This is a genomic window from Pseudomonas morbosilactucae, assembly GCF_023241665.1.
Lineage (GTDB): Bacteria > Pseudomonadota > Gammaproteobacteria > Pseudomonadales > Pseudomonadaceae > Aquipseudomonas > Aquipseudomonas morbosilactucae.
This window is the reverse complement of record NZ_JALQCX010000078.1, coordinates 16,392-41,058: the sequence shown is the minus strand read 5'-3', so window position 1 is coordinate 41,058 and position 24,667 is coordinate 16,392. Positions and strand designations below refer to the sequence as shown.

At 62.2% G+C, this 24,667-nt stretch carries 18 protein-coding genes; 15 read left to right on the top strand and 3 right to left on the bottom strand.

Annotated elements, in window-relative coordinates; genetic code table 11:
- From M1B35_RS30380 to M1B35_RS30345, 8 genes are all read left to right on the top strand, one after another.
- Window positions 1-1,592, top strand: a 1,592-nt coding sequence (locus M1B35_RS30380) for an ABC transporter substrate-binding protein (protein ID WP_268263899.1), incomplete at its 5' end; no start/stop codon positions are given.
- Between the two features lie 304 nt (window positions 1,593-1,896).
- Window positions 1,897-3,492: an ABC transporter substrate-binding protein gene (locus M1B35_RS30375; RefSeq protein ID WP_268263898.1), complete on the top strand. Its 1,596-nt coding sequence runs from the start codon at window positions 1,897-1,899 to the stop codon at window positions 3,490-3,492.
- A gap of 172 nt (window positions 3,493-3,664) precedes the next feature.
- Window positions 3,665-5,074, top strand: a complete 1,410-nt coding sequence (locus M1B35_RS30370; protein ID WP_268263897.1) for an OprD family porin — start codon at window positions 3,665-3,667, stop codon at window positions 5,072-5,074.
- 78 nt (window positions 5,075-5,152) lie between these two features.
- Complete coding sequence (locus M1B35_RS30365; protein WP_268263896.1) at window positions 5,153-6,748, top strand: ABC transporter substrate-binding protein; 1,596 nt, start codon at window positions 5,153-5,155, stop codon at window positions 6,746-6,748.
- 72 nt (window positions 6,749-6,820) lie between these two features.
- A complete protein-coding gene (locus tag M1B35_RS30360) occupies window positions 6,821-7,831 on the top strand; it encodes an ABC transporter permease subunit (protein ID WP_123337247.1) in 1,011 nt (336 codons plus the stop codon).
- Between the two features lie 10 nt (window positions 7,832-7,841).
- On the top strand, window positions 7,842-8,753 hold the full coding sequence (locus tag M1B35_RS30355; protein ID WP_268263895.1) for an ABC transporter permease subunit: 912 nt from the start codon (window positions 7,842-7,844) through the stop codon (window positions 8,751-8,753).
- A gap of 10 nt (window positions 8,754-8,763) precedes the next feature.
- On the top strand, window positions 8,764-9,732 hold the full coding sequence (locus M1B35_RS30350) for an ABC transporter ATP-binding protein (protein ID WP_268263894.1): 969 nt from the start codon (window positions 8,764-8,766) through the stop codon (window positions 9,730-9,732).
- The gene (locus tag M1B35_RS30345; RefSeq protein ID WP_123337253.1) at window positions 9,732-10,703 is read left to right on the top strand and encodes a peptide ABC transporter ATP-binding protein; all 972 of its coding nucleotides are present in this window, start codon (window positions 9,732-9,734) and stop codon (window positions 10,701-10,703) included. The genes M1B35_RS30350 and M1B35_RS30345 overlap by 1 nt, the downstream gene beginning before the upstream one ends.
- Before the next feature lie 201 nt (window positions 10,704-10,904).
- Here M1B35_RS30345 and M1B35_RS30340 read toward each other — a convergent pair whose 3' ends face one another.
- Window positions 10,905-12,488 carry a peptide chain release factor 3 gene (locus M1B35_RS30340; protein WP_268263893.1) on the bottom strand — a complete coding sequence of 528 codons (1,584 nt, stop codon included), beginning with the start codon at window positions 12,486-12,488 and terminating at the stop codon, window positions 10,905-10,907.
- 329 nt (window positions 12,489-12,817) lie between these two features.
- On the opposite strand from M1B35_RS30340, the gene M1B35_RS30335 reads away from it, so the two are divergent.
- The 5 genes from M1B35_RS30335 to M1B35_RS30315 all read left to right on the top strand — a co-directional run bounded on the left by M1B35_RS30335 (window position 12,818) and on the right by M1B35_RS30315 (window position 17,908).
- Complete coding sequence (locus M1B35_RS30335; RefSeq protein WP_268263892.1) at window positions 12,818-13,534, top strand: ABC transporter permease; 717 nt, start codon at window positions 12,818-12,820, stop codon at window positions 13,532-13,534.
- 25 nt (window positions 13,535-13,559) lie between these two features.
- On the top strand, window positions 13,560-14,453 hold the full coding sequence (locus tag M1B35_RS30330) for a glycine betaine ABC transporter substrate-binding protein (RefSeq protein WP_123337259.1): 894 nt from the start codon (window positions 13,560-13,562) through the stop codon (window positions 14,451-14,453).
- Window positions 14,454-14,466: 13 nt separating this feature from the next.
- A complete protein-coding gene (locus M1B35_RS30325) occupies window positions 14,467-15,120 on the top strand; it encodes an ABC transporter permease (protein WP_123337261.1) in 654 nt (217 codons plus the stop codon).
- Window positions 15,117-16,274, top strand: a complete 1,158-nt coding sequence (locus M1B35_RS30320) for an osmoprotectant ABC transporter ATP-binding protein OsmV (RefSeq protein WP_123337263.1) — start codon at window positions 15,117-15,119, stop codon at window positions 16,272-16,274. Before M1B35_RS30325 ends, M1B35_RS30320 begins: the two co-directional genes overlap by 4 nt.
- A 470-nt stretch (window positions 16,275-16,744) precedes the next feature.
- The gene (locus M1B35_RS30315) at window positions 16,745-17,908 is read left to right on the top strand and encodes a type III PLP-dependent enzyme (RefSeq protein ID WP_123337265.1); all 1,164 of its coding nucleotides are present in this window, start codon (window positions 16,745-16,747) and stop codon (window positions 17,906-17,908) included.
- A gap of 116 nt (window positions 17,909-18,024) precedes the next feature.
- Here the strand turns inward: M1B35_RS30315 and M1B35_RS30310 are convergent, their stop codons facing one another.
- Window positions 18,025-18,810 carry a tetratricopeptide repeat protein gene (locus M1B35_RS30310; protein WP_268263891.1) on the bottom strand — a complete coding sequence of 262 codons (786 nt, stop codon included), beginning with the start codon at window positions 18,808-18,810 and terminating at the stop codon, window positions 18,025-18,027.
- A 2-nt stretch (window positions 18,811-18,812) separates the two neighbouring features.
- Entirely contained in the window at window positions 18,813-19,493 is a 681-nt protein-coding gene (locus tag M1B35_RS30305) for a Fe2+-dependent dioxygenase (RefSeq protein ID WP_268263890.1), read from the bottom strand.
- A gap of 205 nt (window positions 19,494-19,698) precedes the next feature.
- On the opposite strand from M1B35_RS30305, the gene M1B35_RS30300 reads away from it, so the two are divergent.
- Both M1B35_RS30300 and M1B35_RS30295 read left to right on the top strand, forming a co-directional pair.
- Complete coding sequence (locus M1B35_RS30300) at window positions 19,699-21,948, top strand: TonB-dependent receptor (protein WP_268263889.1); 2,250 nt, start codon at window positions 19,699-19,701, stop codon at window positions 21,946-21,948.
- A 172-nt stretch (window positions 21,949-22,120) separates the two neighbouring features.
- Window positions 22,121-24,652: a sulfite reductase flavoprotein subunit alpha gene (locus tag M1B35_RS30295; RefSeq protein ID WP_268263888.1), complete on the top strand. Its 2,532-nt coding sequence runs from the start codon at window positions 22,121-22,123 to the stop codon at window positions 24,650-24,652.
- Window positions 24,653-24,667 lie beyond the last annotated feature (15 nt).

Sequence of the window (24,667 nt, the reverse complement as noted above, 5' to 3'; positions counted from 1 at the left end):
GCGCCGGCTTGCTTGCCAGCGCACCCTTCGCCCACGCAGCGGGCAACCTGGTGTACTGCTCCGAGGGCAGCCCCGCCGGTTTCGACCCTGGCCAGTACACCACCGGCACTGACTTCGACGCGGCCGCTGAAACGGTCTACAACCGGCTGGCGGAATTCCAGCGCGGCGCCACCAACGTCATCCCCGGTCTGGCGACCAGTTGGGACATCTCCGATGACGGCCTGACCTACACCTTCCACCTGCGCGACGGCGTGAAATTCCACACCACCCCGTACTTCAAGCCGAGCCGTGAATTCAACGCCGACGACGTGCTGTTCACCTTCAACCGCATGCTCGACAAAGACATGCCGTTCCGTAAGGCCTACCCCACCGAGTTCCCGTACTTCACCGACATGGGCATGGACAGCAACATCACCCAGGTCGAGAAAATCGACGGCAAGACCGTCAAGTTCCACCTGAAAACCGTGGACGCGGCCTTTATCCAGAACATCGCCATGAGCTTCGCCTCGATCCAGTCCGCCGAATACGCCGCGCAACTGCTCAAGGAAGGCAAGCCTGCCGACCTCAACCAGAAGCCGATCGGCACCGGCCCGTTCGTGTTCAAGAGCTACCAGAAAGACTCCAACATCCGCTTCAGCGGCAACAAGGACTACTGGAAGCCCGATGACGTGAAGATCGACAACCTGATCTTCGCCATCACCACCGACGCCTCGGTGCGCATGCAGAAGCTGAAGAAAAACGAATGCCAGGTCACCGTCTATCCACGCCCGGCGGACATCAAGCCGCTCAAGGAAGACAGCAACCTGAAGATGCCTGACCAGGCCGGTTTCAACCTCGGCTACATCGCCTACAACGTGATGGACAAGATCAAGGGCAGCGACCAGCCCAACCCCATGGCCCAGCTCAAAGTCCGCCAGGCCCTGGACATGGCGGTGAACAAGCCGCAGATCATCGAGGCCGTTTACCAGGGCGCCGGGCAACTGGCGGTCAACGCCATGCCGCCGACCCAATGGTCCTACGACACCAGCATCAAGGACGTGCCCTACGACCCCGAAAAAGCCAAGGCCCTGCTCAAGGAAGCCGGCATCAAGGAAGGCACCGAAATCACCCTGTGGGCCATGCCGGTCCAGCGCCCCTACAACCCCAACGCCAAGCTGATGGCCGAAATGATCCAGTCCGACTGGGCCAAAATCGGCATCAAGGCCAAGATCGTCAGCTACGAATGGGGCGAGTACATCAAGCGTTCCAAGGCCGGTGAAAACGGCGCCATGCTGATTGGCTGGAGCGGCGACAACGGTGACCCCGACAACTGGCTGGGCACCCTGTTCGGTTGCGACGCCATGAACGGCAACAACTTCTCCAAGTGGTGCAACGCCGACTACGACAAGTTGATCAAGGCCGCCAAGGCCACGCCGGACCAGGCCAAGCGCACCGAGTTGTACAAGCAGGCGCAACACCTCCTCAAGGAACAGGTCCCCCTGACCCCCATCGCTCACTCGACGGTGTATCAACCCATGCGCAACACCGTGCAGGACTTCAAGATCAGCCCCTTTGGCTTGAATTCCTTCTACGGCGTCAGCGTCAGCAAGTAGGATCCGGCCGCGACGGCGTCATCTGACGTCGTCGCGGTGCTGTTCGCCAGGCTCAAGGGCACGACCGACATCAGCGCATCTCCGGCAACGGGGTTGCAGCTGAATATTCAGGCGTTTCCTACAAGCCTTTCAGGCTCCATGCATTTACTCCGCGCTCAACGGTCTCTACCGTCATGGCCTGGCAGTCCTGCATCCGCGGTCTGGCACTTGCGACAATCAATGGCTTGGAAGCCATGGGCAGTTGTCGCTCCCTGGAGGGAGCGAACCCCCATGGCTCAACACACGAGAAAGGAGCAGGACCGTGATGCGTCATTTCTTGGTTTTATCCGCAGTGCTGGGCAGCAGCCTGCTCGCCGGCGCCGCCCAGGCCGCGCCCAATAGCCTGGTGTTTTGTTCCGAAGGCAGCCCGGCCGGCTTCGACACCGCGCAATACACCACCGCCACCGACAACGACGCGGCCGAGCCGCTGTACAACCGCCTGGCCGAATTTGAAAAAGGCGCCACCCAGGTGGTCCCCGGCCTCGCCACACGCTGGGATATTTCCGATGACGGCCTGACCTACACCTTTCACCTGCGCGAAGGAGTGAAGTTCCACAGCACCGCGTATTTCACCCCCAGCCGCGACTTCAACGCCGATGACGTGCTGTTCACCTTCAACCGCATGCTCGACCCCGAGCAGCCCTTCCGCCGGGCCTACCCGACCGAGTTTCCCTACTTCAACGGCATGAGCCTGAACAAGAACATCGCCAAGGTCGAGAAGACCGGGCCCATGACCGTGGTCATGACCCTGAACTCGGTGGACGCCGCCTTTATCCAGAACATCGCCATGAGTTTCGCCGCCATCCTCTCCGCCGAGTACGCCGAGCAACTGCTCAAGGCCGGTAAGCCCAGTGAGATCAACCAGAAGCCCATCGGCACCGGGCCGTTCGTGTTCCAGCGTTACCAGAAAGACGCGCAAATCCGTTACACCGCCAACAAACACTACTGGGACCCAAGCCGGGTCAAGCTCGACAACCTGATCTTCGCCATCAACACCGACCCCTCGGTGCGGGTGCAAAAGCTCAAGGCCGGCGAGTGCCAGGTCACCCTGCACCCGCGCCCCGCCGACATCGAGGCGCTGAAAAACGACCCGAAACTGCAACTGATCGAAAAGCCCGGGTTCAACCTCGGCTACATCGCCTACAACGTGCGGCACAAACCCTTCGATCAACTCGAAGTACGCCAGGCCCTGGACATGGCGGTGAACAAACCGAGCATCCTCAACGCCGTGTACCAGGGGGCCGGGCAACTGGCGACGAACGCCATGCCGCCCACCCAATGGTCCTACGATCCAAGCATCAAGGACGCCGCCTACAACCCGGAAAAAGCCCGTGAGCTGCTCAAGGCCGCCGGGGTCAAGGAAGGCACCGAAATCACCCTCTGGGCCATGCCCGTGCAGCGTCCGTACAACCCCAACGCCAAGCTGATGGCCGAGATGCTGCAGTCGGACTGGGGGAAAATCGGCCTCAAGGTAAAAATCGTCAGCTATGAATGGGGCGAGTACATCAAGCGCACCAAGAATGGCGAGCACGACATCAGCCTGATCGGCTGGACCGGTGACAACGGCGATCCGGATAACTGGCTCGGCACCCTCTACAGCTGCGACGCCATTGGCGGCAACAACTATTCGATGTGGTGCAACCCGGCCTACGACGCACTGATCAAACGGGCCAAGGTGATCACCGACCGCGAGCAACGCAGCCTGCTTTACCAACAGGCCCAGCAATTGCTCAAGCAGCAAGTGCCGATCACGCCGATTGCCCACTCCACGGTCAGCCAGCCATTGAGCGCCAAAGTCGAAGGTTTCAAAGTCAGCCCCTTCGGCCGCAACGTCTTCTCCGGCGTCAGCCTGGCCCCATAACCCCTGAAGCAAAACCCTGGGGGCGCTTGTCGCCCTCACGCTGGCGCTTTGCCTGGATTTGGCCTTGGCGCCATAGGCAAACGTTTGCACCAACCTGAATGAGTTCCACACCCATAGCCGGTTCAAGCAAAAAAGGCCGGCAGATAAAAAAAGAAACCCAAGGAGCTACAGCATGAAACCGAACCACAGCACGCTACTCGTCCTGGCGATCAGCAGCCTCAGCGCCGCCGCCCATGCCGAAAGCGTCAGCCAGGTATTCGTTCCGACCCAGTTGAACAGCAGCAATGCCCAGGCCGAGGCCCAGGGTTTTATCGACGGCCAGAGCCTGTCGGGCAGCACGCGTAACTGGTACTCCAACGAGGTTCTCCAGCGCGGTGCCCGCTACGAATATAAAAAACACGGCGAGACCCGCACCTCGTCGCGGCGGATCAACTGGGTCCAGGGCACCATCCTCAACTACAGCTCAGGGTTTACCCAGGGCACCGTGGGCCTGAGCACCGAAGTCGCGGCCTACAACGCCGTTGCCCTGGACCGCAGCCGCAAGGACATTGCCGGCGGTTCCAACCGCACCCTGGCCCACAGCAACGGCGATGCCGTGGACCAGTGGAGCAAGCTGGGCCTGGCCAACGTCAAGGCGCGGATCTCCAACACCACCCTGACCGCCGGGCGCCAGAACTTCAGCACGCCGATTGTCGACGTCATCGGCAACCGTCCGCTGCCGTCGAGTTTTGAAGGGGTGAGCCTGCACAGCGAAGAGTTCAACAACCTGTCGTTCGACCTCGGCACCTTCGATCGCGTGTCGCCACGCAGCGAGCAGAGCCTGTCGAAATTCCGCAGCGAATACAGCGTCAACAGCAAGATCGAAACCGACCACGTCAACATCGCCGGCCTCAACTACCAGCCGCTCAAGAGCCTGAAAACCAGCCTCTACGCCACCCAGGTCGAAGACTTCTGGAACCAGTACTACGTCGGCGCCACTCACCAATTGGGCGACAGCTCGGCGCTGAGCCTGACCACCGGCCTGAACTACTACAAGACCGTCGACACCGGCAAAAAAGCCATGGGCGAGATCGACAACGACACCTTCTCGCTGTCACTGGGGCTGACCCATCAGGCCCACAGCCTGACCTTCTCCTACCAGGAAGTGGCCGGTAACGAGTACTTCGACTACCTGCACGAAACCAACGGCATCTACCTGGCCAACTCCCTGCTGTCGGACTTCAACGGCCCGAACGAGAAATCCTTGCAGATCGCCTACGGCCTGAACATGGCCGAATACGGAATACCCGGCCTGAAATTCAACCTCTACCAGGCTCGCGGCTGGGGCATCGACGGGACCCACTACAAAGGCACCGCCTACAGCGGGGTCAAGGCGGACGGCACGGTGTTTGGCGTGCGCACCATGGACGGCGAAAGCCACTACGAATACGGCATCGGCGCCTCCTACGCGGTGCAGAGCGGGCCGCTGAAGGACACCGCGATCCGCGCCACCTACACCACCCACCGGGCCAGCGAAAACCAGGCTGACGGCAGCATCAACGAGTTCCGCATGGTGACCACCATTCCATTCAACATTCTCTAACGCGGCAGTGGCCTGGCGGGCCCATGACGGGCCCGCCATTGCAGCTAATCTGCTTCCATTGATGGCAGAGGGTTTTCCATGAACGTGCATCCCTTGAAAACGGCAATTGCCGCCGCATTGCTGAGCATCGCCGCCGATGTGTCGGCCAAGCCCCTGGTGGTCTGCAGCGAAGCCAGCCCGGAAGGCTTCGATATGGTCCAGTACAGCACCGCCGTCACCGGCGATGCAGTGTCGGAAACCATCTTCAACCGCCTGGTGGGCTTCAAGCCCGGCACCACGGACATCGAACCATCCCTGGCCGAATCCTGGGACATCAGCCCGGACGGCCTGACCTACACCTTCCACCTGCGCCAGGACGTCAAGTTCCACCGCACGGACTACTTCACCCCCAGCCGCCCCCTGAATGCCGACGACGTGGTCTGGAGCTTCCAGCGCCAACTGGACCCCAAACACCCCTGGCACGACAAATCCAGCGTGGGTTACCCGTATTTCGAAAGCATGGGTTTCAAGGCGCTGCTCAAAAGCGTCGAAAAAGTCGACGAACACACCGTGGCCTTTACCCTGACCCGCCGCGAAGCACCGTTCCTGGCCGACATTGCCATGGCCTTTGCCTCGATCTACCCGGCCGAATACGCCGACCAGTTACTCAAGGCCGGCAAGACCGCCGAACTCAACAGCAAACCCATCGGCACCGGCCCCTTCGTCTTCAACCGCTACGCCAAGGACGCCCAGGTGCGCTTCAAGGCCAACCCGGACTATTTCCTCGGCAAGCCCCCCGCCGACCCGTTGATTTTCGCCATCACCACCGACAACAACGTGCGCATGCAGAAACTCAAGGCCAACGAATGCCAGATCGCCCTCTACCCCAAGCCCGATGACATTGCCGGCATCAAGGCCGACCCCAACCTCAAGGTCGATGAAATGGCGGCCATGACCACCGGCTACATCGCCATGAACACCACCCGGCCGTTCATGAGTGACGTGCGGGTGCGCAAGGCGATCAACATCGCCTTCGACAAAGAGGCCTACATCAGCAGCCTGTATGGCCCGGACTCCGCAGTGATCGGCACCGGGCCTTACCCGCCGACCCTGCTAGGCTTCAACAACGCCCTGAAGAACCCGCCCCGGGACCTGAACAAGGCCCGCGCCCTGCTCAAGCAAGCCCAGGTGCCACCCGGCACGGTCTTGACCCTGTTTACCCGTAACGGCGGCGGGCCGACCAACCCCAATCCGTTGCTGGGGGCACAGATGATGCAGGCCGACCTGGCGAAGATCGGCCTCAAGCTGGACATCCGGGTCATGGAGTGGGGCGAGATGCTCAAGCGTGCAAAAAATGGCGAGCACGATATGGTGTCCGCCGGTTGGGCCGGCGACAACGGCGACCCAGACAACTTCCTCACGCCTAACCTGAGTTGTGAAGCGGCGAAAAACGGCGAAAACTACGCCCGCTGGTGCAATCAGGCGTTCCAGGACTTGATCGACAAAGCCCGCACGGGCACTGAACCGGCCGCACGGGCTGCGCTCTATGAACAAGCCCAGGTGGTTTTTGACCAGGATCAACCCTGGATTCCCATGGCCTACCCGAAGTTATTCACGGCCATGCGCAAGAACGTCGAGGGCTACCACATGAGCCCCCTGACCACGAACAACTTCGCGACCACACAAGTGAAGTGATAAGAAACGCCCGTTGCCGTTGACCCCAACGACCACGGGCACGCCTAACCGGCTGATGAGGTACACCCAACGATGTTTAGTTTTATTGCCCGCCGTGTGGGGTTGCTGATCCCCACATTCTTCGGCATCACTTTGCTGACCTTTGCCCTGATTCGCATGATTCCCGGCGACCCCGTGGAAGTCATGATGGGCGAGCGTCGAGTCGACCCCGAGATGCACGCCCAGGCCATGGAGCGTCTTGGCCTGAACAAGCCGTTGTACGCCCAGTACCTGGACTACATCGGCAAGCTGGCCCAGGGCGACCTGGGGGAATCCCTGCGTACCCGCACCAGTGTGTGGAGCGAGTTCACCTCGCTGTTCCCCGCGACCCTGGAACTGTCCATGGCCGCCCTGCTGTTTGCCGGGATCCTCGGGCTGCTGGCCGGGGTGATCGCCGCCTTGAAGCGCGGGTCGCTGTTCGACCATGGGGTGATGGGCATTTCCCTGACCGGGTACTCGATGCCGATCTTCTGGTGGGGCCTGATCCTGATCATGTTCTTCTCCGTCAGCCTGGGCTGGACCCCTGTCTCCGGGCGCATCGACCTGCTGTATGACATCGAGCCCAAGACCGGTTTCATGCTGATCGACACCCTGCTCGCCGACGAGCCCGGCGCCTTCCTCGACGCCCTGCATCACCTGATCCTGCCGGCCATCGTCCTGGGCACCATTCCCCTGGCGGTGATCGCCCGCATGACCCGCTCGTCGATGCTCGAAGTGCTGCGTGAAGACTACATCCGCACCGCCCGCGCCAAAGGCATGTCGCCGGCCCGGGTGGTGTTCGTCCACGGCCTGCGCAACGCGCTGATTCCGGTGCTGACGGTGGTCGGCCTGCAAGTCGGCACCCTGCTGGCCGGCGCCGTGCTGACCGAAACCATCTTCTCCTGGCCCGGCATCGGCAAATGGCTGATCGAAGCCATCGGCGCCCGGGATTACCCGGTGGTACAGAACGGCATCCTGCTGATCGCCTGCCTGGTGATCCTGGTCAACTTCGTGGTGGACATCCTCTACGGCTTTGCCAACCCACGCATCCGTCATCAGCGCTGAGATCAAGACCATGAGCACACCCACGCCTTCGGTAGCAGTCGATCAAAGCCTGCTCTACCCCTCGGTTTACAAAGAATTCTGGCATGCGTTTTCCCGTAACAAGGGCGCCGTGGCCGGCCTGCTGTTTATGTTGCTGGTGATTTTTTGCGCGATTTTCGCGCCCTGGGTATCGCCCCATGACCCCAGCGAGCAATACCGCGACTTCCTGCTGACGCCGCCGGCCTGGCTCGAAGGCGGGCAGATGCAGTTCCTGCTAGGCACCGATGAACTGGGCCGCGACCTGCTGTCACGGCTGATCCAGGGTTCACGCCTGTCGCTGCTGATCGGCTTGTCGTCGGTAGTCATGTCGCTGATCCCGGGGATCCTCCTCGGCCTGTTCGCCGGGTTCTTCCCGCGGCTGCTGGGCCCGACCATCATGCGCTTGATGGACATCATGCTGGCCCTGCCGTCCCTGCTGCTGGCCGTGGCGATTGTCGCCATCCTCGGCCCAGGCCTGATCAACACCGTGATCGCCATTGCCGTGGTTTCTTTGCCGTCCTACGTGCGCCTGACCCGCGCCGCAGTGATGGGCGAGATCAACCGCGACTACGTGACGGCCGCCCGCCTGGCCGGTGCCAGCCTGCCACGCCTGATGTTCATCACTGTGCTGCCCAACTGCATGGCGCCGCTGATCGTCCAGGCCACCTTGAGTTTCTCCTCGGCGATTCTCGATGCCGCCGCCCTGGGCTTCCTCGGCCTGGGCGTGCAACCGCCAACGCCCGAGTGGGGCACCATGCTGGCCTCGGCCCGGGACTACATCGAACGCGCCTGGTGGGTCGTGAGCCTGCCCGGACTCACCATTTTGCTCAGCGTGCTGGCAATCAACCTGATGGGCGACGGCCTGCGCGATGCGCTGGACCCGAAACTCAAGAACGCCGCCTGAGGAGATTCCCATGTCACTGCTAGAAATCAAGAATCTCAATGTGCGCTTCGGGGATGCCAAGGCCGTGCCTGTGGTCGATGGCCTGGACCTGAAGGTGGACAAGGGTGAAGTGCTGGCGATCGTCGGCGAGTCCGGCTCCGGTAAATCCGTGACCATGATGGCGCTGATGGGCCTGATCGAGCACCCCGGCATCGTCACCGCCGATGCCCTCAACTTCGACGGCAAGGACATGCTCAAGCTCAGTGCCCGGCAGCGTCGGCAGATCGTCGGCAAGGACCTGGCGATGGTTTTCCAGGACCCGATGACCGCACTGAACCCAAGCTACACCGTGGGCTTCCAGATCGAGGAGGTGCTGCGCCTGCACCTGAAGATGTCGAGCAAGGCCGCCCGCAAGCGAGCCATCGAACTGCTGGAAAAAGTCGAGATCCCCGGCGCCGCCAGCCGCATGGACGCCTACCCGCACCAACTGTCCGGCGGCATGAGCCAGCGCGTGGCGATTGCCATGGCGATTGCCGGCGAGCCGAAACTGCTGATCGCCGATGAACCCACCACCGCCCTGGACGTGACCATTCAGGCACAGATCATGGAGCTGCTGCTCAACCTGCAACAGGAGCAGAACATGGGCCTGGTGCTGATCACCCACGACCTCGCCGTCGTGGCGGAAACCGCCCAGCGAGTCTGCGTGATGTACGCCGGGCAAGCCGTGGAAGTCGGCCAGGTGCCGCAGCTGTTCGAGATTCCCGCCCACCCCTACAGCGAGGCGCTGCTGGCGGCGATTCCGGAACACAGCCTGGGCGCGGCGCGCCTCTCCACACTGCCGGGCATCGTTCCCGGCCGTTACGACCGGCCCCAGGGTTGCCTGCTGTCACCCCGCTGCCCCTATGTGCAGGACAACTGCCGCAGCCAACGCCCAAGCCTCGACCCGCAAGCCGCCAGCCTGGTGCGCTGCTTCTACCCGCTGAACCAGGAGGTGGCGTAATGGCCGTCGTTCTTACTGCCCGCGACCTGACCCGGCATTACGAAGTCTCCCGTGGCCTGTTCAAGGGCACCGCCCTGGTGCGCGCCCTCAACGGTGTGTCGTTCGAACTGGAGGCCGGCAAGACCCTGGCCGTGGTCGGCGAGTCCGGCTGCGGCAAATCCACCCTGGCCCGGGCCCTGACGCTGATCGAGGAGCCGTCTTCCGGCTCCCTGAAAATTGCCGGCCAGGAAGTGGCAGGGGCCAACAAGGCCCAGCGCAAGCAACTGCGCAAAGACGTGCAGATGGTGTTCCAGAGCCCCTATGCCTCCCTCAATCCCCGGCAGAAGATTGGCGACCAGTTGGCCGAGCCGCTGCTGATCAACACCTCGTTGTCGGCGGCTGAACGCCGGGAAAGGGTCCAGGCGATGATGAAACAGGTGGGCCTGCGCCCTGAGCATTACCAGCGCTACCCGCACATGTTTTCCGGCGGGCAGCGCCAGCGCATCGCCCTGGCCCGGGCCATGATGCTGCAACCCAAAGTGCTGGTGGCGGATGAGCCGACCTCGGCCCTGGACGTGTCGATCCAGGCCCAGGTGCTCAACCTGTTCATGGACCTGCAGCAGGAGTTCAACACCGCCTACGTGTTCATCTCCCACAACCTGGCAGTGGTGCGTCACGTGGCCGACCACGTGATGGTGATGTACCTCGGGCGCCCGGTGGAAATGGGGCCCAAGGAAGACATCTACAGCCGTCCGCTGCATCCCTATACCCAGGCGCTGCTGTCGGCCACGCCGACCATCCACCCAGACCCGGACAAGCCGAAGATCAAGATCGTCGGCGAACTGCCCAACCCGCTGAATCCGCCGTCCGGCTGCGCCTTCCACAAACGCTGCCCCTATGCGACAGAACGTTGCAGCACCGAAGAACCGGCCTTGCGTTCCCTGGACCACCGCCAAGTGGCCTGCCATTACGCCGAGCAATTCGTCGCCTAACCTCGCGACGCCCTGTGGGAGCCGGCTTGCCGGCGATGGGCGCGCTGCAAAATCCGGGCTGGGGCTCGGTTTTTGTGGAGCGTGATCTGGCGTGACCACTGGCAAGCCAGCGCCTACACAGGGCGCGGTTCGGCTTGCCGGCGATGGGCAATAAAAAACCCCGCCGTTCGCACGGCGGGGTTTTGGGTGTTGCGGGACCGCTTAGTGGTGTTCGCGGGTGGCACGGAATTTCACGTCCGGCCAGCGCTCTTCCATCAGTGCCAGGTTGACCCGGGTCGGGGCCAGGTAGGTCAGGTGACCGCCGCCGTCCAACGCGAGGTTTTCCACAGCCTTGTTGGAAAACTCTTCCAGCTTCTTCTTATCGCTGCACTCGATCCAGCGCGCGGAGTACACGGTGATCGGCTCGTAGGAGCACTCGACCTTGTATTCCTCTTTCAAGCGGCTGGCCACCACATCGAACTGCAGCACACCGACGGCGCCGAGAATGATGTCGTTGCTGCGCTCGGGGAAGAACACTTGGGTCGCCCCCTCTTCGGCCAGCTGTTGCAGGCCCTGGCGCAGTTGCTTGGATTTCAGCGGGTCCTTCAGGCGTACACGGCGGAACAGTTCCGGGGCGAAGTGCGGGATGCCGGTGAAACCCAGGGTTTCGCCTTCGGTGAAGGTGTCGCCGATCTGGATGGTGCCGTGGTTGTGCAGGCCGATGATGTCGCCGGCGTACGCCTCTTCCAGCTGTTCACGCTCGGAAGAGAAGAACGTCAGGGCGTCACCGATGCGCACGTCCTTGCCGGTGCGTACGTGGCGCATTTTCATGCCCTTGTCGTACTTGCCCGAACAGATGCGCATAAAGGCAATGCGGTCGCGGTGCTTGGGGTCCATGTTCGCCTGGATCTTGAACACAAAACCCGAGAACTTCTCTTCCTCGGGCTCCACGGTGCGCTCGTTGGCCACGCGGGGCAGCGGCAGCGGCGCCCAGTCCACAACGGCATCCAGCACGTGGTCCACACCGAAGTTGCCCAGGGCAGTACCGAAGAACACCGGGGTCAGTTGGCCGTCCATGAATTCCTGTTGATTGAATTCGTGACAGGCGCCCTGCACCAGTTCCAGTTGCTCGATAAAGCGCTCGTACTCGTCACCCAGGTGGGCGCGGGCTTCGTCGGAGTCGAGCTTCTCGATGATCTTCACCTCGGTCCGCTCATGACCATGACCGGCGGTGTAGACAATGATGTAGTCGCCCGAGAGGTGGTAGACCCCTTTGAAGTCGCGGTAGCAGCCGATCGGCCAGGTGATCGGCGCCGCCTTGATCTTCAATACCGCTTCGATTTCGTCGAGCAGTTCGATCGGGTCGCGGATATCGCGGTCGAGTTTGTTGATGAAGCTGACGATCGGCGTGTCCCGCAGACGGCAAACGTCCATCAGGGCGATGGTCCGTGGCTCAACGCCCTTACCGCCGTCGAGCACCATCAGCGCCGAGTCCACGGCGGTCAGGGTGCGATAGGTGTCTTCCGAGAAGTCTTCGTGGCCCGGAGTGTCCAGCAGGTTGATCATGTGTTCGCGATAGGGGAACTGCATGACCGACGTGGTAATCGAGATACCCCGCTGCTTCTCCATCTCCATCCAGTCGGAGGTGGCATGGCGATCGGATTTACGGGACTTCACCGTACCCGCCACAGAAATAGCCTTACCCATCAGCAAGAGCTTCTCGGTGATGGTGGTCTTACCCGCATCCGGGTGGGAAATAATGGCGAAAGTGCGGCGTTTCGCGACTTCGGCGGCCTGTTTGGTCATGGGAAATCGCCTGGCAGGTGATTCAAAAAAAGGGCGCAGATTATAGCCCAAATTGAACCCAGAACCGAACCGTTGAGCACTCGGACGATGGCTAAATACTGTCATTGAGGGAACCTTTTGAAACGCCGGGGCGTCCACTCCCCTGTTACGGCTCGGCGCCAGGCGGCTGGAATATCAGCCACTTAGCCTCGTCGAGCCGCGCTTATGGCCCGTGTACACGCCGCTTAGCCGGCCGCCACGGGCTGCTTCTCGCGCTCATTTTTCCGGCAGCCAGGCATGGCCTTGTCACACGGGAAAGTGCGCGCCGCCCGATATAAAGGAGTCCGCCTGTGGCTATTCGCTATGGCAAAGGGCTGATAGGAGGCGTGGCGGTAATCGCCCTCCTGGCCCTGCTGGTCCATTGGATCGGCATCAATACGATCGAACACTACCGCGACGATCTGTTGTTCTACCTGCAAGCCCATCTGTACCTGGTACTCGCTTCAATGTTCGCCGCCCTGGTGGTGGGGATCCCCGCCGGCATCTTCCTCAGCCGACCGAACATGGTCGGGCGGGCCGAGCGCTTCATGCAGATCTTCAACATCGGCAACACCATTCCCCCCCTGGCCGTGCTGGCCATCGCCCTGGGGATTCTCGGCATCGGCGCTGGCCCGGCCATCTTCGCCCTGTTCCTCGCCTCCTTGTTGCCCATCGTGCGCAACACCTACGAAGGCCTGAAAAACGTCCAGGGCTCCCTCAAGGAAGCCGCCGTCGGCATCGGCATGACCCCGCGCCAAGTGCTGTGGAAAGTCGAGTTGCCCAACGCCGTGCCGATCATCATCGGTGGGGTCCGCGTCGCCCTGGCGATCAACGTCGGCACCGCGCCCCTGGCGTTCCTGATCGGCGCCAACAGCCTGGGCAGCCTGATCTTCCCAGGCATCGCCCTGAACAATCAGCCGCAACTGCTGCTCGGCGCGGCCTGCACCGCCCTGCTGGCCTTGCTCCTGGATGGCCTGGTGACCCTGGCCAGCCGCCTCTGGCTGGAACGTGGCCTGCGCGCCTCTTGAGCCTGGACTGAGCAAAGGAATCGATATGAAGACATTAGCGATGATCATGGGCTGCGTCCTGCTGCTGGCCGGAGCCGCCCAAGCCGCTGAAAAACCCCTGGTGCGCATTGGCGCCCGGGTATTCACCGAACAGACCCTGCTGGCTGAAATCACCTCCCAATACCTGCGCAGCAAAGGCTACGACACCCGCATCACCGGCGGCCTGGGCAGCAACCTGGCCCGCAGCGCCCATGAAAGCGGGCAGTTGGACCTGCTCTGGGAATACACCGGGGTGTCCCTGGTGGCCTACAACCACGTCACGGAAAAGCTCGACAGCGAGCAATCCTATGCCCGGGTCAAAGAGCTCGATGCCAAGCAAGGGCTGGTCTGGCTGACGCCGTCGAAATTCAGCAACACCTACGCCCTGGCCCTGCCGGAAAAAGTCGCCCAGGCGTACCCGCAGATCAACAGCGTCAGCGACCTGAAAAAAGTCCTGGACGCCGAATCCAAGGACAACCACTTGGTGGCCCTGGACACCGAGTTCGCCAACCGCTCCGACGGCCTGGAGGGCATGGTCAAGCTGTATGGCATGAACCTGACCCGCAACAACATCCGCCAGATGGATGCCGGCCTGGTCTACACCGCCCTGCGTAATGGCCAGGTGTTCGCCGGCCTGGTCTACACCACCGACGGGCGCCTCAACGCCTTCAAGCTGAAGCTGCTGGAAGACGACTTGCACTATTTCCCGGACTACACCGCTGCGCCGGTGATCCGCCAGGCCTTCCTCGACGCCCACCCGCAACTGGCCGCCGACCTCAAGCCCCTGGCCGAATTGTTCGACGACGAGACCATGCGCCAGCTCAATGCCCGGGTCGATGTCGACCACCAAAGCCCGTCCGCCGTGGCCGCGGATTTTCTGCGCCAGCATCCACTGAACTGAGGGAGGAAACGTCATGGAATTCTTGAATGCCTTTTCCCATCTCGATTGGCAGCAAGTGCTGCAACTGACCTGGCAGCACATCACCCTGGTGGGCATCGCCGTGACCCTGGCGATTGTCTTCGGCGTGCCCCTGGGCATCCTGATGACCCGCTTCCCCACCCTGGCCGGCCCCCTGCAAGCCAGCGCCACGGTGCTGCTGACCATCCCGTCCATTGCCCTGTTCGGCCTGCTGCTGCCGTTCTACTCCAAGTTCGGCCAGGGCCTGGGCCCACTGCCGGCGATCACCGCGGTGTTTCTCTATTCCCTGCTGCCGATCATGCGCAACACCTACCTGGCGCTCACTGGTGTGGAGCCGGGCATTCGTGAAGCTGCCCGGGGCATCGGCATGACCTTTGGCCAGCGCCTGCGCATGGTCGAACTGCCGATCGCCGTGCCGGTGATCCTGGCCGGGGTGCGCACCGCCGTGGTGATGAACATCGGCGTAATGACCATCGCCGCCACCATCGGCGCCGGCGGCCTGGGCGTACTTATTCTTGCTTCCATCAGCCGCAGCGACATGTCGATGCTGATTGTCGGCGCCGTGCTGGTCAGTCTCCTGGCCATCTTCGCCGACCTGCTTCTGCAATGGCTGCAACGCACGCTGACTCCAAAAGGACTGCTCAAATGATCGAACTTCAAAACCTGACCAAGACCTTCCAAAGCAACGGCAAGACCATCACCGCCGTTGATTCCGTAAGCCTGACCGTCAATGAAGGCGAAATTTGCGTATTCCTCGGCCCTTCGGGCTGCGGCAAAAGCACCACGCTGAAAATGATCAACCGCCTGATCAAGCCCACCTCGGGCAAGATCCTGATCAACGGCGAAGACACCACCGACCTCGACGAAGTGACCCTGCGCCGCAACATCGGCTATGTGATCCAGCAGATCGGTCTGTTCCCGAACATGACCATCGAGGAAAACATCGTGGTGGTGCCCAAGCTGCTCGGCTGGGACAAGCAGAAATGCCACGACCGCGCCCGCGAGCTGATGAGCATGATCAAGCTGGAGCCCAAGCAGTACCTGCACCGCTACCCGCGGGAGCTGTCCGGTGGCCAGCAGCAACGGATCGGGGTGATTCGCGCCCTGGCGGCGGATGCGCCGCTGCTGCTGATGGATGAACCCTTCGGTGCGGTCGACCCGATCAACCGCGAGATGATCCAGAACGAATTCTTCGAGATGCAACGGGCCCTGAACAAGACCGTGATCATGGTCAGCCACGACATCGACGAGGCCATCAAGCTCGGCGACAAGATCGCCATCTTCCGCGCCGGCAAGCTGCTGCAGATCGACCACCCGGACACCTTGCTCGCCCACCCGGCGGATGATTTCGTCAGCAACTTCGTCGGCCAGGACAGCACCCTCAAACGCTTGCTGCTGGTGAAGGCCGAAGACGCTGCGGACAACGCACCGTCGGTGAGCCCGGAAACCCCAGTGGCCGATGCCCTGGAACTGATGGACGAACACGACCGCCGCTACGTGGTGGTGACCTGTGCCGAGAACAAGGCCTTGGGCTATGTACGTCGTCGCGACCTGCACCGCCAGACCGGGACCTGCGCCCAGTACCTGCGGGAGTTCAATGCCACGGCCGCCTACGACGAACACCTGCGGATTCTTCTGTCGCGCATGTACGAGTTCAACCGCTCGTGGTTGCCGGTGATGGACGCGGAGCGGGTGTTCCTTGGCGAGGTGACCCAGGAGTCGATCGCGGCGTACCTGAGTTCGGGCCGCTCTCGCGGGGCCAAGACCAGCATCGTCTCGCCGGCCGAGACGGCGCTGGCCTGATAGACCCAATCGCCGGCAAGCCGCTCCTACAGGCCTATGTAGGAGCCGGCTTGCCGGCGATCAGCCTGACGCCATTTCCCCTGAATCCTCTCATCTAGGGAACATCAATTCGTCACACCTGTCGGTTACATAAGTGGGTGACCGAGACCACACGACGGAAGCGTGCAAAAACGCGACATTTTTTGTTGATCTCAAACCCCTCACGCCCTAAAGTTCGCGCCGAACGTCCATGCTGGAAACGATCCATCCGGCTCAAGTACTGACGACGAGACAGCAAGGTCACCCGCGGCGCAGCGCCAGGTTGACCTTTTTGCTTTCGGCGACATGCCTTGGGAAGTAGGCGAACCAAAGTGGGGATACGGAGGACGTTCAGAAGGGTGTGTCATCAATGAGTTCTCGGCTGCGAACTCATTGATGACACACCCTCGCACCCATTGATTACTAACGTTTGCCAGTAGGAGCTCCCAAGCATGTCGATTAACGTCGAAGATTATTTCGCGCGCGAAACCTTTCAAAAAATGAAGGCTTTCGCCGACAAGCAAGAAACCCCATTTGTAGTGATCGACACCGCGATGATCAGCCAGGCCTACGATGACCTGCGTGCAGGCTTCGAATTCGCCAAGGTCTACTACGCCGTCAAGGCCAACCCGGCCGTCGAGATCATTGACCTGCTCAAGGACAAGGGGTCGAGTTTCGACATCGCCTCGATCTACGAGCTGGACAAGGTACTGGACCGCGGCGTCAGCGCCGACCGCATCAGCTACGGCAACACCATCAAGAAGTCCAAGGACATCCGCTACTTCTACGAGAAGGGCGTGCGCCTGTTCTCCACCGACTCCGAAGCCGACCTGCGCAACATCGCCAAGGCCGCACCGGGCTCGAAAATCTACGTGCGTATCCTCACCGAAGGCTCGACCACGGCTGACTGGCCTCTGTCGCGTAAATTCGGCTGCCAGACCGACATGGCCATGGACCTGCTGATCCTCGCTCGTGACCTGGGCCTGGTGCCTTACGGCATCTCCTTCCACGTCGGTTCGCAACAGCGCGACATCAGCGTATGGGACGCCGCGATCGCCAAGGTCAAAGTGATCTTCGAACGCCTGAAGGAAGAAGACGGCATCCACCTCAAGCTGATCAATATGGGTGGCGGCTTCCCGGCCAACTACATCACCCGCACCAACAGCCTGGAAACCTACGCGGAAGAAATCATCCGCTTCCTCAAGGAAGACTTCGGCGACGAACTGCCGGAAATCATCCTGGAGCCGGGCCGTTCGCTGATCGCCAACGCCGGCATCCTGGTCAGCGAAGTGGTGCTGGTGGCGCGTAAATCCCGTACCGCCGTCGAGCGCTGGGTGTACACGGATGTGGGCAAGTTCTCCGGCCTGATCGAAACCATGGACGAAGCCATCAAGTTCCCGATCTGGACCGAGAAGAAAGGCGAGATGGAAGAAGTGGTGATCGCCGGCCCAACCTGCGACAGCGCCGACATCATGTACGAGAACTACAAGTACGGCCTGCCCCTGAACCTGGCCATCGGCGACCGCCTGTACTGGCTGTCCACCGGTGCCTACACCACCAGCTACAGCGCAGTTGAGTTCAACGGCTTCCCGCCGCTGAAATCGTTTTACGTTTAAACGCAGCGGCAAGCGTTAAGCGGCAAGAGAAAGCCCATGACCTGTCATGGGCTTTTTCGTTTCTGGCCGGGTGTGGCGTCGATGATTGAAAACGATGGGGTTTGAATCCGGGTGATTTAAGCCAACGCAGCCAGGCACTCGGCGTCCCGTTCGTCTCCCAGGGCTGCGGCTCGCTGATGATAGGCCAGGGCCAAGGCGCGGATCTGCGGCTGCTGTGCCTGCAACAAGGCACCTCGGGCCACGCGGAGGAAGTTCAGGTTGCCACCGGCCAGGGCCTGGTGCAGCCAGTGGAGGGCGTCTTCGATGCGCCCGTTGGCAGCCAGCACCGCGGCGTAGCTGAACTGCCCGCGAAAGTCGCCGCCTTCGGCCGAGCGCCGGTACCAATCCCGAGCCGCCAGCGGGTCGGCCTGGCACACCAGCCCCTCCTCCAGATAACGCCCCAACAGGTTCATGGACTTGGCATGCCCCAACTCCGCCGCGCGACGGTAGCAAACCAAGGCCAAGGCGTGGTTTTCGGCCACACCACGACCGGTGGCCAGCAGGTTGGCGTAGTTGTACAGCCCCCAATCCAGGCCGGCGTCGGCCGCTTGGCGATACGCTTCGGCGGCCACAACAGCATCGGCAGCGCCGCCCCAGCCATGCTCCAAGCAGCGGCCCAGCATGTTGCGCGCCATCAGGTGCCCGCGCCGGGCGGCAATCTCGAACCAGACCCGCGCCAGGGCCTGGTCCTGCTGAATACCGTGGCCGTCGAGAAGGATCTGCCCGAGCAGGGCCTGGGCTTCCAGCACGCCTTCCTTGGCGGCAGCGAGCACCGCCTGGGCAGCACGGGCCGGACTGTGTTCGAGCATGGCGCGCAGTTGCTCGCCGTCGAGGACTTCTTCGCGGCGCAGTTGATAGCTCACGGTTACACCTCGGCCCAGCGACGCAGCAGGTTGTGGTAGGTGCCGGTCAGGCGAATCAGCGAAGGATGGTCAGGCATGTCCTGGGTCAAGGCCTGGATCGCACCGTCCATCTCGAACAGCAAGGCGCGCTGGCTGTCTTCGCGCACCAGGCTCTGGGTCCAGAAGAACGAGGCATAACGGGCGCCCCGGGTGACCGGGTTGACCTTGTGCAGGCTGGTACCCGGGTACAGCACCAAGTCCCCCGCCGGCAGCTTGACCCGCTGCTGGCCGAAGGTGTCCTGGATCTCCAGCTCACCGCCGTCGTAGTCCTCAGGGTCACTGAAGAACAGGGTCGAGGACAGGTCGGTGCGTACCCGCTCCGCGCTGCCCTTGGGCTGGCGCACGGCGTTGTCGATATGGAAGTCAAAGCTGCCACCGGCGGTGTAGCAGTTGAGCAGCGGCGGGAACACCTTGTGCGGCAACGCCGCGGACATGAACAGCGGATGCTTCCACAAACGCTCAAGCATCGCCGTGCCAATTTCCATGGCCAGCGGATGCCCCTCGGGCAATTGCAGGTTGTGCTTGGCCTTGGCCGACTGATAGCCGGCGGTGATCTTGCCGTCCGCCCAGTCCGCCTGCTCCAGGGCTTCGCGAATGCGCAGCACCTCCTCTCGAGTGAACACGCCAGGGATGTGCAGGAGCATGGCAAGGTACCTGAAGACAAAGGATCGCCGATGATATTGATTCTTATTGACGCTGTAAAACCCATCAGACGAACGAGTTCGTAAAAACCGTAAAGGAAAAGTGTAAAGAATGTAAATTCAATGCGAATGTAAACATTTCTCAATTGATACCGATACTTGTTTCTCCTATATTCCGCGGCCTCAAATCCTTGGGGAGGGGAATCACATGTCACGCCACACACCACTTTCTGCCGTCAGTTCACCGCGCTTGCTTGCGTCTGCAATTGGCGTGGCACTGACGGCAGGCTCCGCGGCCCATCTGGCCCAGGCCGCTGAAGAGACGGATCAGAAGCCGTCGAGCAATGCCATTTCCCTGGACGCCACCAGCGTGTTGGGCGAACAGGACGAGACGTCCTACAAGAGCGACAACTCCGCCTCCAAGAAATACACCGCGCCCCTGCGTGAAACGCCGAAAAGCGTCACGGTCATTCCTCAGCAAGTCATGCGCGACACTGGTGCCACCAACCTGGTCGACGCCTTGCGCACCACCCCGGGCATCACCTTTGGTGCCGGCGAAGGCGGCAACCCCGCCGGTGACCGACCGATCATTCGCGGCTTCAACGCCGAAAGCGATGTGTTCATCGACGGCATGCGCGACCCCGCTTCCCAAGGCCGGGAAATCTTCAACGTCGAATCCATCGAAGTCAGCAAGGGCCCGGGCTCGGCCTTTACTGGTGCTGGCTCCACCGGTGGCAGCCTGAACCTGATCTCCAAGACCGCCAAGCTGGGCAACTCGTACAACGGCGGGTTCACTTGGGGCTCCGATCAGACCAAGCGCACCACCCTGGACCTGAACCAGCAAATGACCGACACCTCGGCCGTGCGCTTGAACCTGATGAAGCACGAAGCCAATGTCGCCGGTCGCGATGCCGTGGAAGTCAGCCGCTGGGGCGTGGCACCCTCGTTCGCCTTCGGCCTGGGCACCGACACCCGGGTCACTGTGGGTTACTACCACCTGAGCACCGACGACCTGCCCGACTACGGCATCCCGCTGACCCGCAGCACCAACCGCAGCAAGTACAACGTCGACAAGCCGGCCAACGTCGATAAAGACAACTTCTACGGTTTGACCAGCCGCGACTACCGCAAGACCACCAGCGACAGCGGCACCTTCAAGATCGAACACGACCTGAATGACAGCCTGACCCTGTCCAACAGCTTCCGCCTGTCCCGTTCGACCCTGGACTACATCGTCACCAACCCTGACGACAGCCGTGGCAACGTGGCCAATGGCACCGTGTACCGCAGCCCGAAAAGCCGTAACTCGACCTCCAAGGGCTGGTCCAACCAGACCGACCTGAGCGCCAAGTTCGACACCGGCTTCATCGAGCACAGCCTGGTGACCGGCATCGAGTTCTCCTACCAGGACACTCACAACCGCGCCTACGACGTCACGTCGGCGGTCAGCGGTAGCACCTGTAACGCCGCTTTGATTGCCAACGGCGACTGCACCAGCCTGAACAACCCGTCGCCGGGCGATGCCTGGAACGGCACCATCAAGGACAGCCGTGCGTTCACCGACACCGACACCAAGACCGCCGCGGCGTACGTCTTCGACACCCTGAAATTCGACGAACAATGGTCGTTGAACCTCGGCCTGCGTTTCGACGATTACCAGACCCGCTCCAGCGGCTATGCCACCCGCGCACCGATCGGCGACTTCTCCCGGGAGAACAGCTCGCAGCTGTGGAACTACCAGATTGGCCTGGTCTATAAACCGCTGCCCAACGGCAGTGTGTATGCCGCCTATTCGACCTCCAGCAACCCGGCCGGCGAAACCAGCGGTAACGGCAGCCTTGAGTTGACCGCCGCCAACACCAGCCTGGAACCGGAAAAGAACCGCAACTACGAAGTGGGCACCAAATGGGACTTCTTCGGCGATGACCTGTCCTTGACCGCAGCGCTGTTCCGCACCGAGAAAACCAACGCGCGGATCGACGACCCGGACGGCGGCACCACCCAGGTGCTGGACGGCGAGCAGCAAGTCAACGGCGTGGAACTGACCTACAGCGGCAAGCTGACCCGCAACTGGAAGGTCTACGGCGGCTACACCTACATGGAAAGCGAAGTGGTCAAGACCACCCTGGCGGCGGACGAGGGCAACCATACGCCGAGCACACCACGGAACAACTTCACCTTCTGGTCCACCTATGACGTGGTGCCCGAGAAGCTGACCATCGGTGCCGGCGCCACCTTCGTCGATTCGCAGTTCGGCAACATCGCCAACTCGGTGGAGATTCCGTCCTACTGGCGCTACGACGCCATGGCGTCCTACAAGCTGAGCAAGAACGTCGACCTGCAACTCAACGTGCAGAACCTGACCGACAAGCGTTACTTCGACCAGGTGTTCCAGACCCACTACGCACACGTTGCCGCGGGCCGTACTGCACTGATGAGCGCCAACTTCCACTTCTGATCGCGAACCGCTGCGCCTGGCCATTCAAGCAGGCGCAGACACGCTCAGTGGCGCTGCCAAAGCCCCACGCACTTCGGTGCGTGGGGTTTTTGCGTAAAAACGAATGAGTCTCGACCACACACGGCATAATGCGCGCCGTGCCGATTATTTTTGAACGTACAAGGCGGTTCTTGTGTTGAAAAAAACCCTGCTCCAGCTGCACTGGTTCTTCGGTATCAGCGCCGGCCTGGTGCTGGCGCTGATGGGCGTCACCGGGGCCATGATGTCCTTCCAGGACGAGATCCTGCGGGTCATCAACCCTTCGGTGCTGCAAGTCGAGAAGCAGCCCGCCGGGGTATTGCCGCCGGCCGAACTGGTGGCCAAGGTCGAGGCCGCCGAGGGCAAGACCGTGTCCATGCTCTGGGTGGAAACCGACAGCGGCCATGCCGCGCGGGTGTTCTTCACCCCGCCGCCCGGCGAGCGCCGTGGACAGATGCGTTACTTCGACCCCTACACCGGCGAATTCCTCGGCGATGCCGTGGGCCAGGACTTCTTCGGCCTGATGATGCAGTTGCACCGTTTCCTGGCCATGGGTGACAGCGGCCGGCAGATCACCGGCGCCTGCACCCTGATCCTGATCTTTTTCTGCCTGTCCGGGCTGTACCTGCGCTGGCCGCGCCAAGTGGCCAGTTGGCGCGCCTGGCTGACCCTGGACTGGGCGAAAAAAGGCCGTGGCTTCAACTGGGACCTGCACGCCGTGGCCGGCACCTGGTGCCTGGTGTTCTACCTGCTGGCGGCGCTGACCGGCCTGACCTGGTCCTACGAGTGGTACAGCAACGGTGTCACCAAGCTGCTGTCAGACTCGTCGCAGATCGAACGCAAGCGCGGCGCACGCGGCGCGCCACCGCCCAAGGGGCCGGCCCCGGTCGCCGACTACAACGCCATGTGGAGCAGCCTCTACAGCAACGCCGGCAAGGACCTCAACGCCTACAACTTCCGCATGCCGCCCGTGGCCGGGCAGCCGGCCACGGTCTACTACCTGCTCAAGACCTCGCCCCATGAGCGAGCCCTGAACCAGATCCAGATGGACCCGGCGACCGGGGTCATCAAGCAGCATGACCGCTACGCCGACAAGAGTTTCAAGGCGCAGTTGCTCACCAGCATCTATGCCCTGCACGTGGGCAGCTACTTCGGCCTGGTGGGGCGCATCCTCATGGCCCTGGCCTCGGTGTGCATGCCGCTGTTCTTTATCACTGGCTGGTTGCTGTACCTCGACCGACGCCGCAAGAAGCAGCAGATCAAGGCCGCGCGCCAGGGCCTGGAAACCCACACCGGCGACGCTCCGGCGTGGCTGATCGGCTTCGCCAGCCAGAGCGGTTTTGCCGAACAACTGGCCTGGCAAACCGCCGGGCAATTGCAGGCGGCGGGGCTGCCGACCAAGGTCCAAGCCCTGGCCAGCCTCAGCGAAGACGACCTGCGCACCTCGAAAAACGCCCTGTTTGTGGTCAGTACTTTTGGCGACGGCGAGGCACCGGACAGCGCCCGGGGCTTTGAGCGCAAGATCCTCGGCCGCGAACTGCCCCTGGACGGCCTCAATTACGCCGTGCTCGGCCTGGGCGACCGCCAGTACCCGCACTTCTGCGGCTTTGCCAAACGCTTGCATGCCTGGCTGACAGCCCACGGCAGCACCACCCTGTTCGCCCCCATCGAAGTGGACAGCGGCGACACTTACGCCCTGCGCCATTGGCAGCAACAGCTCGGGCAACTGACCGGGCAAGCGCCGGTGGACCTGTGGCAGGCACCGACCTTCGCCAACTGGACCTTGGACCGGCGTGAACTGCTCAACCCCGAGAGCGAGGGTTCCGGCGTGTACCTGCTGGGCCTGAGCGCGCCCGCCCCCACCAGTTGGCTGGCCGGGGATTTGGTGGAAGTCATGCCGCGCAACAGCGACTGGGCGGTGGAATTCTTCCTCAATGGCCTGGGCCTGGACGGCGACAGCAAAGTGCAACTCGACGGCCTGCAGGAGACCCTGAGCCAGGCCCTGACCAGCCGCCAACTCCCGGAAAACCGCAGCCACTTGGTGGGCCTGCATGCCCAGGCCCTGGTGGATGCCCTGGTGCCTCTGAGCCTGCGTGAATACTCCATCGCCTCGATTGCCAGCGACGGCCAACTGGAGTTGCTGGTGCGGCAGGAACGTCATCCCGACGGCAGCCTGGGCATCGGCTCCGGCTGGCTGACCGAGCACGCGCCTGTGGGCTCGGCCATCAGCTTGCGGGTTCGCCGCAACAGCGGCTTCCATCTGCCGGCCGAACCTTGCCCGCTGATCCTGTTGGGCAACGGCACCGGGCTGGCAGGCTTGCGCAGCTTGCTCAAGGCCCGTATCGCCGAGGGCCAGCAGCGCAACTGGCTGTTGTTTGGCGAGCGCCATGCCGAGCATGACTTCCACTGCCGGGACGAGCTGCAGGAATGGCGCACGACTGGCGACCTGGAGCGCCTGGACCTGGCCTTTTCCCGGGATCAGGCGGAGAAAATCTACGTGCAGGACCGCCTGAGAGACGCCGCCGACGAGCTGCGAGCCTGGCTGGCCGACGGCGCGTCGATCTACATCTGCGGCAGTTTGCAGGGAATGGCGTCAGGGGTGGATCAAGTGCTCAACGAAGTGCTGGGCGCCACGCAGGTGGAACACCTGATCGAACAAGGGCGCTACCGCCGCGACGTTTACTGAGGCGTCAGACGCTTC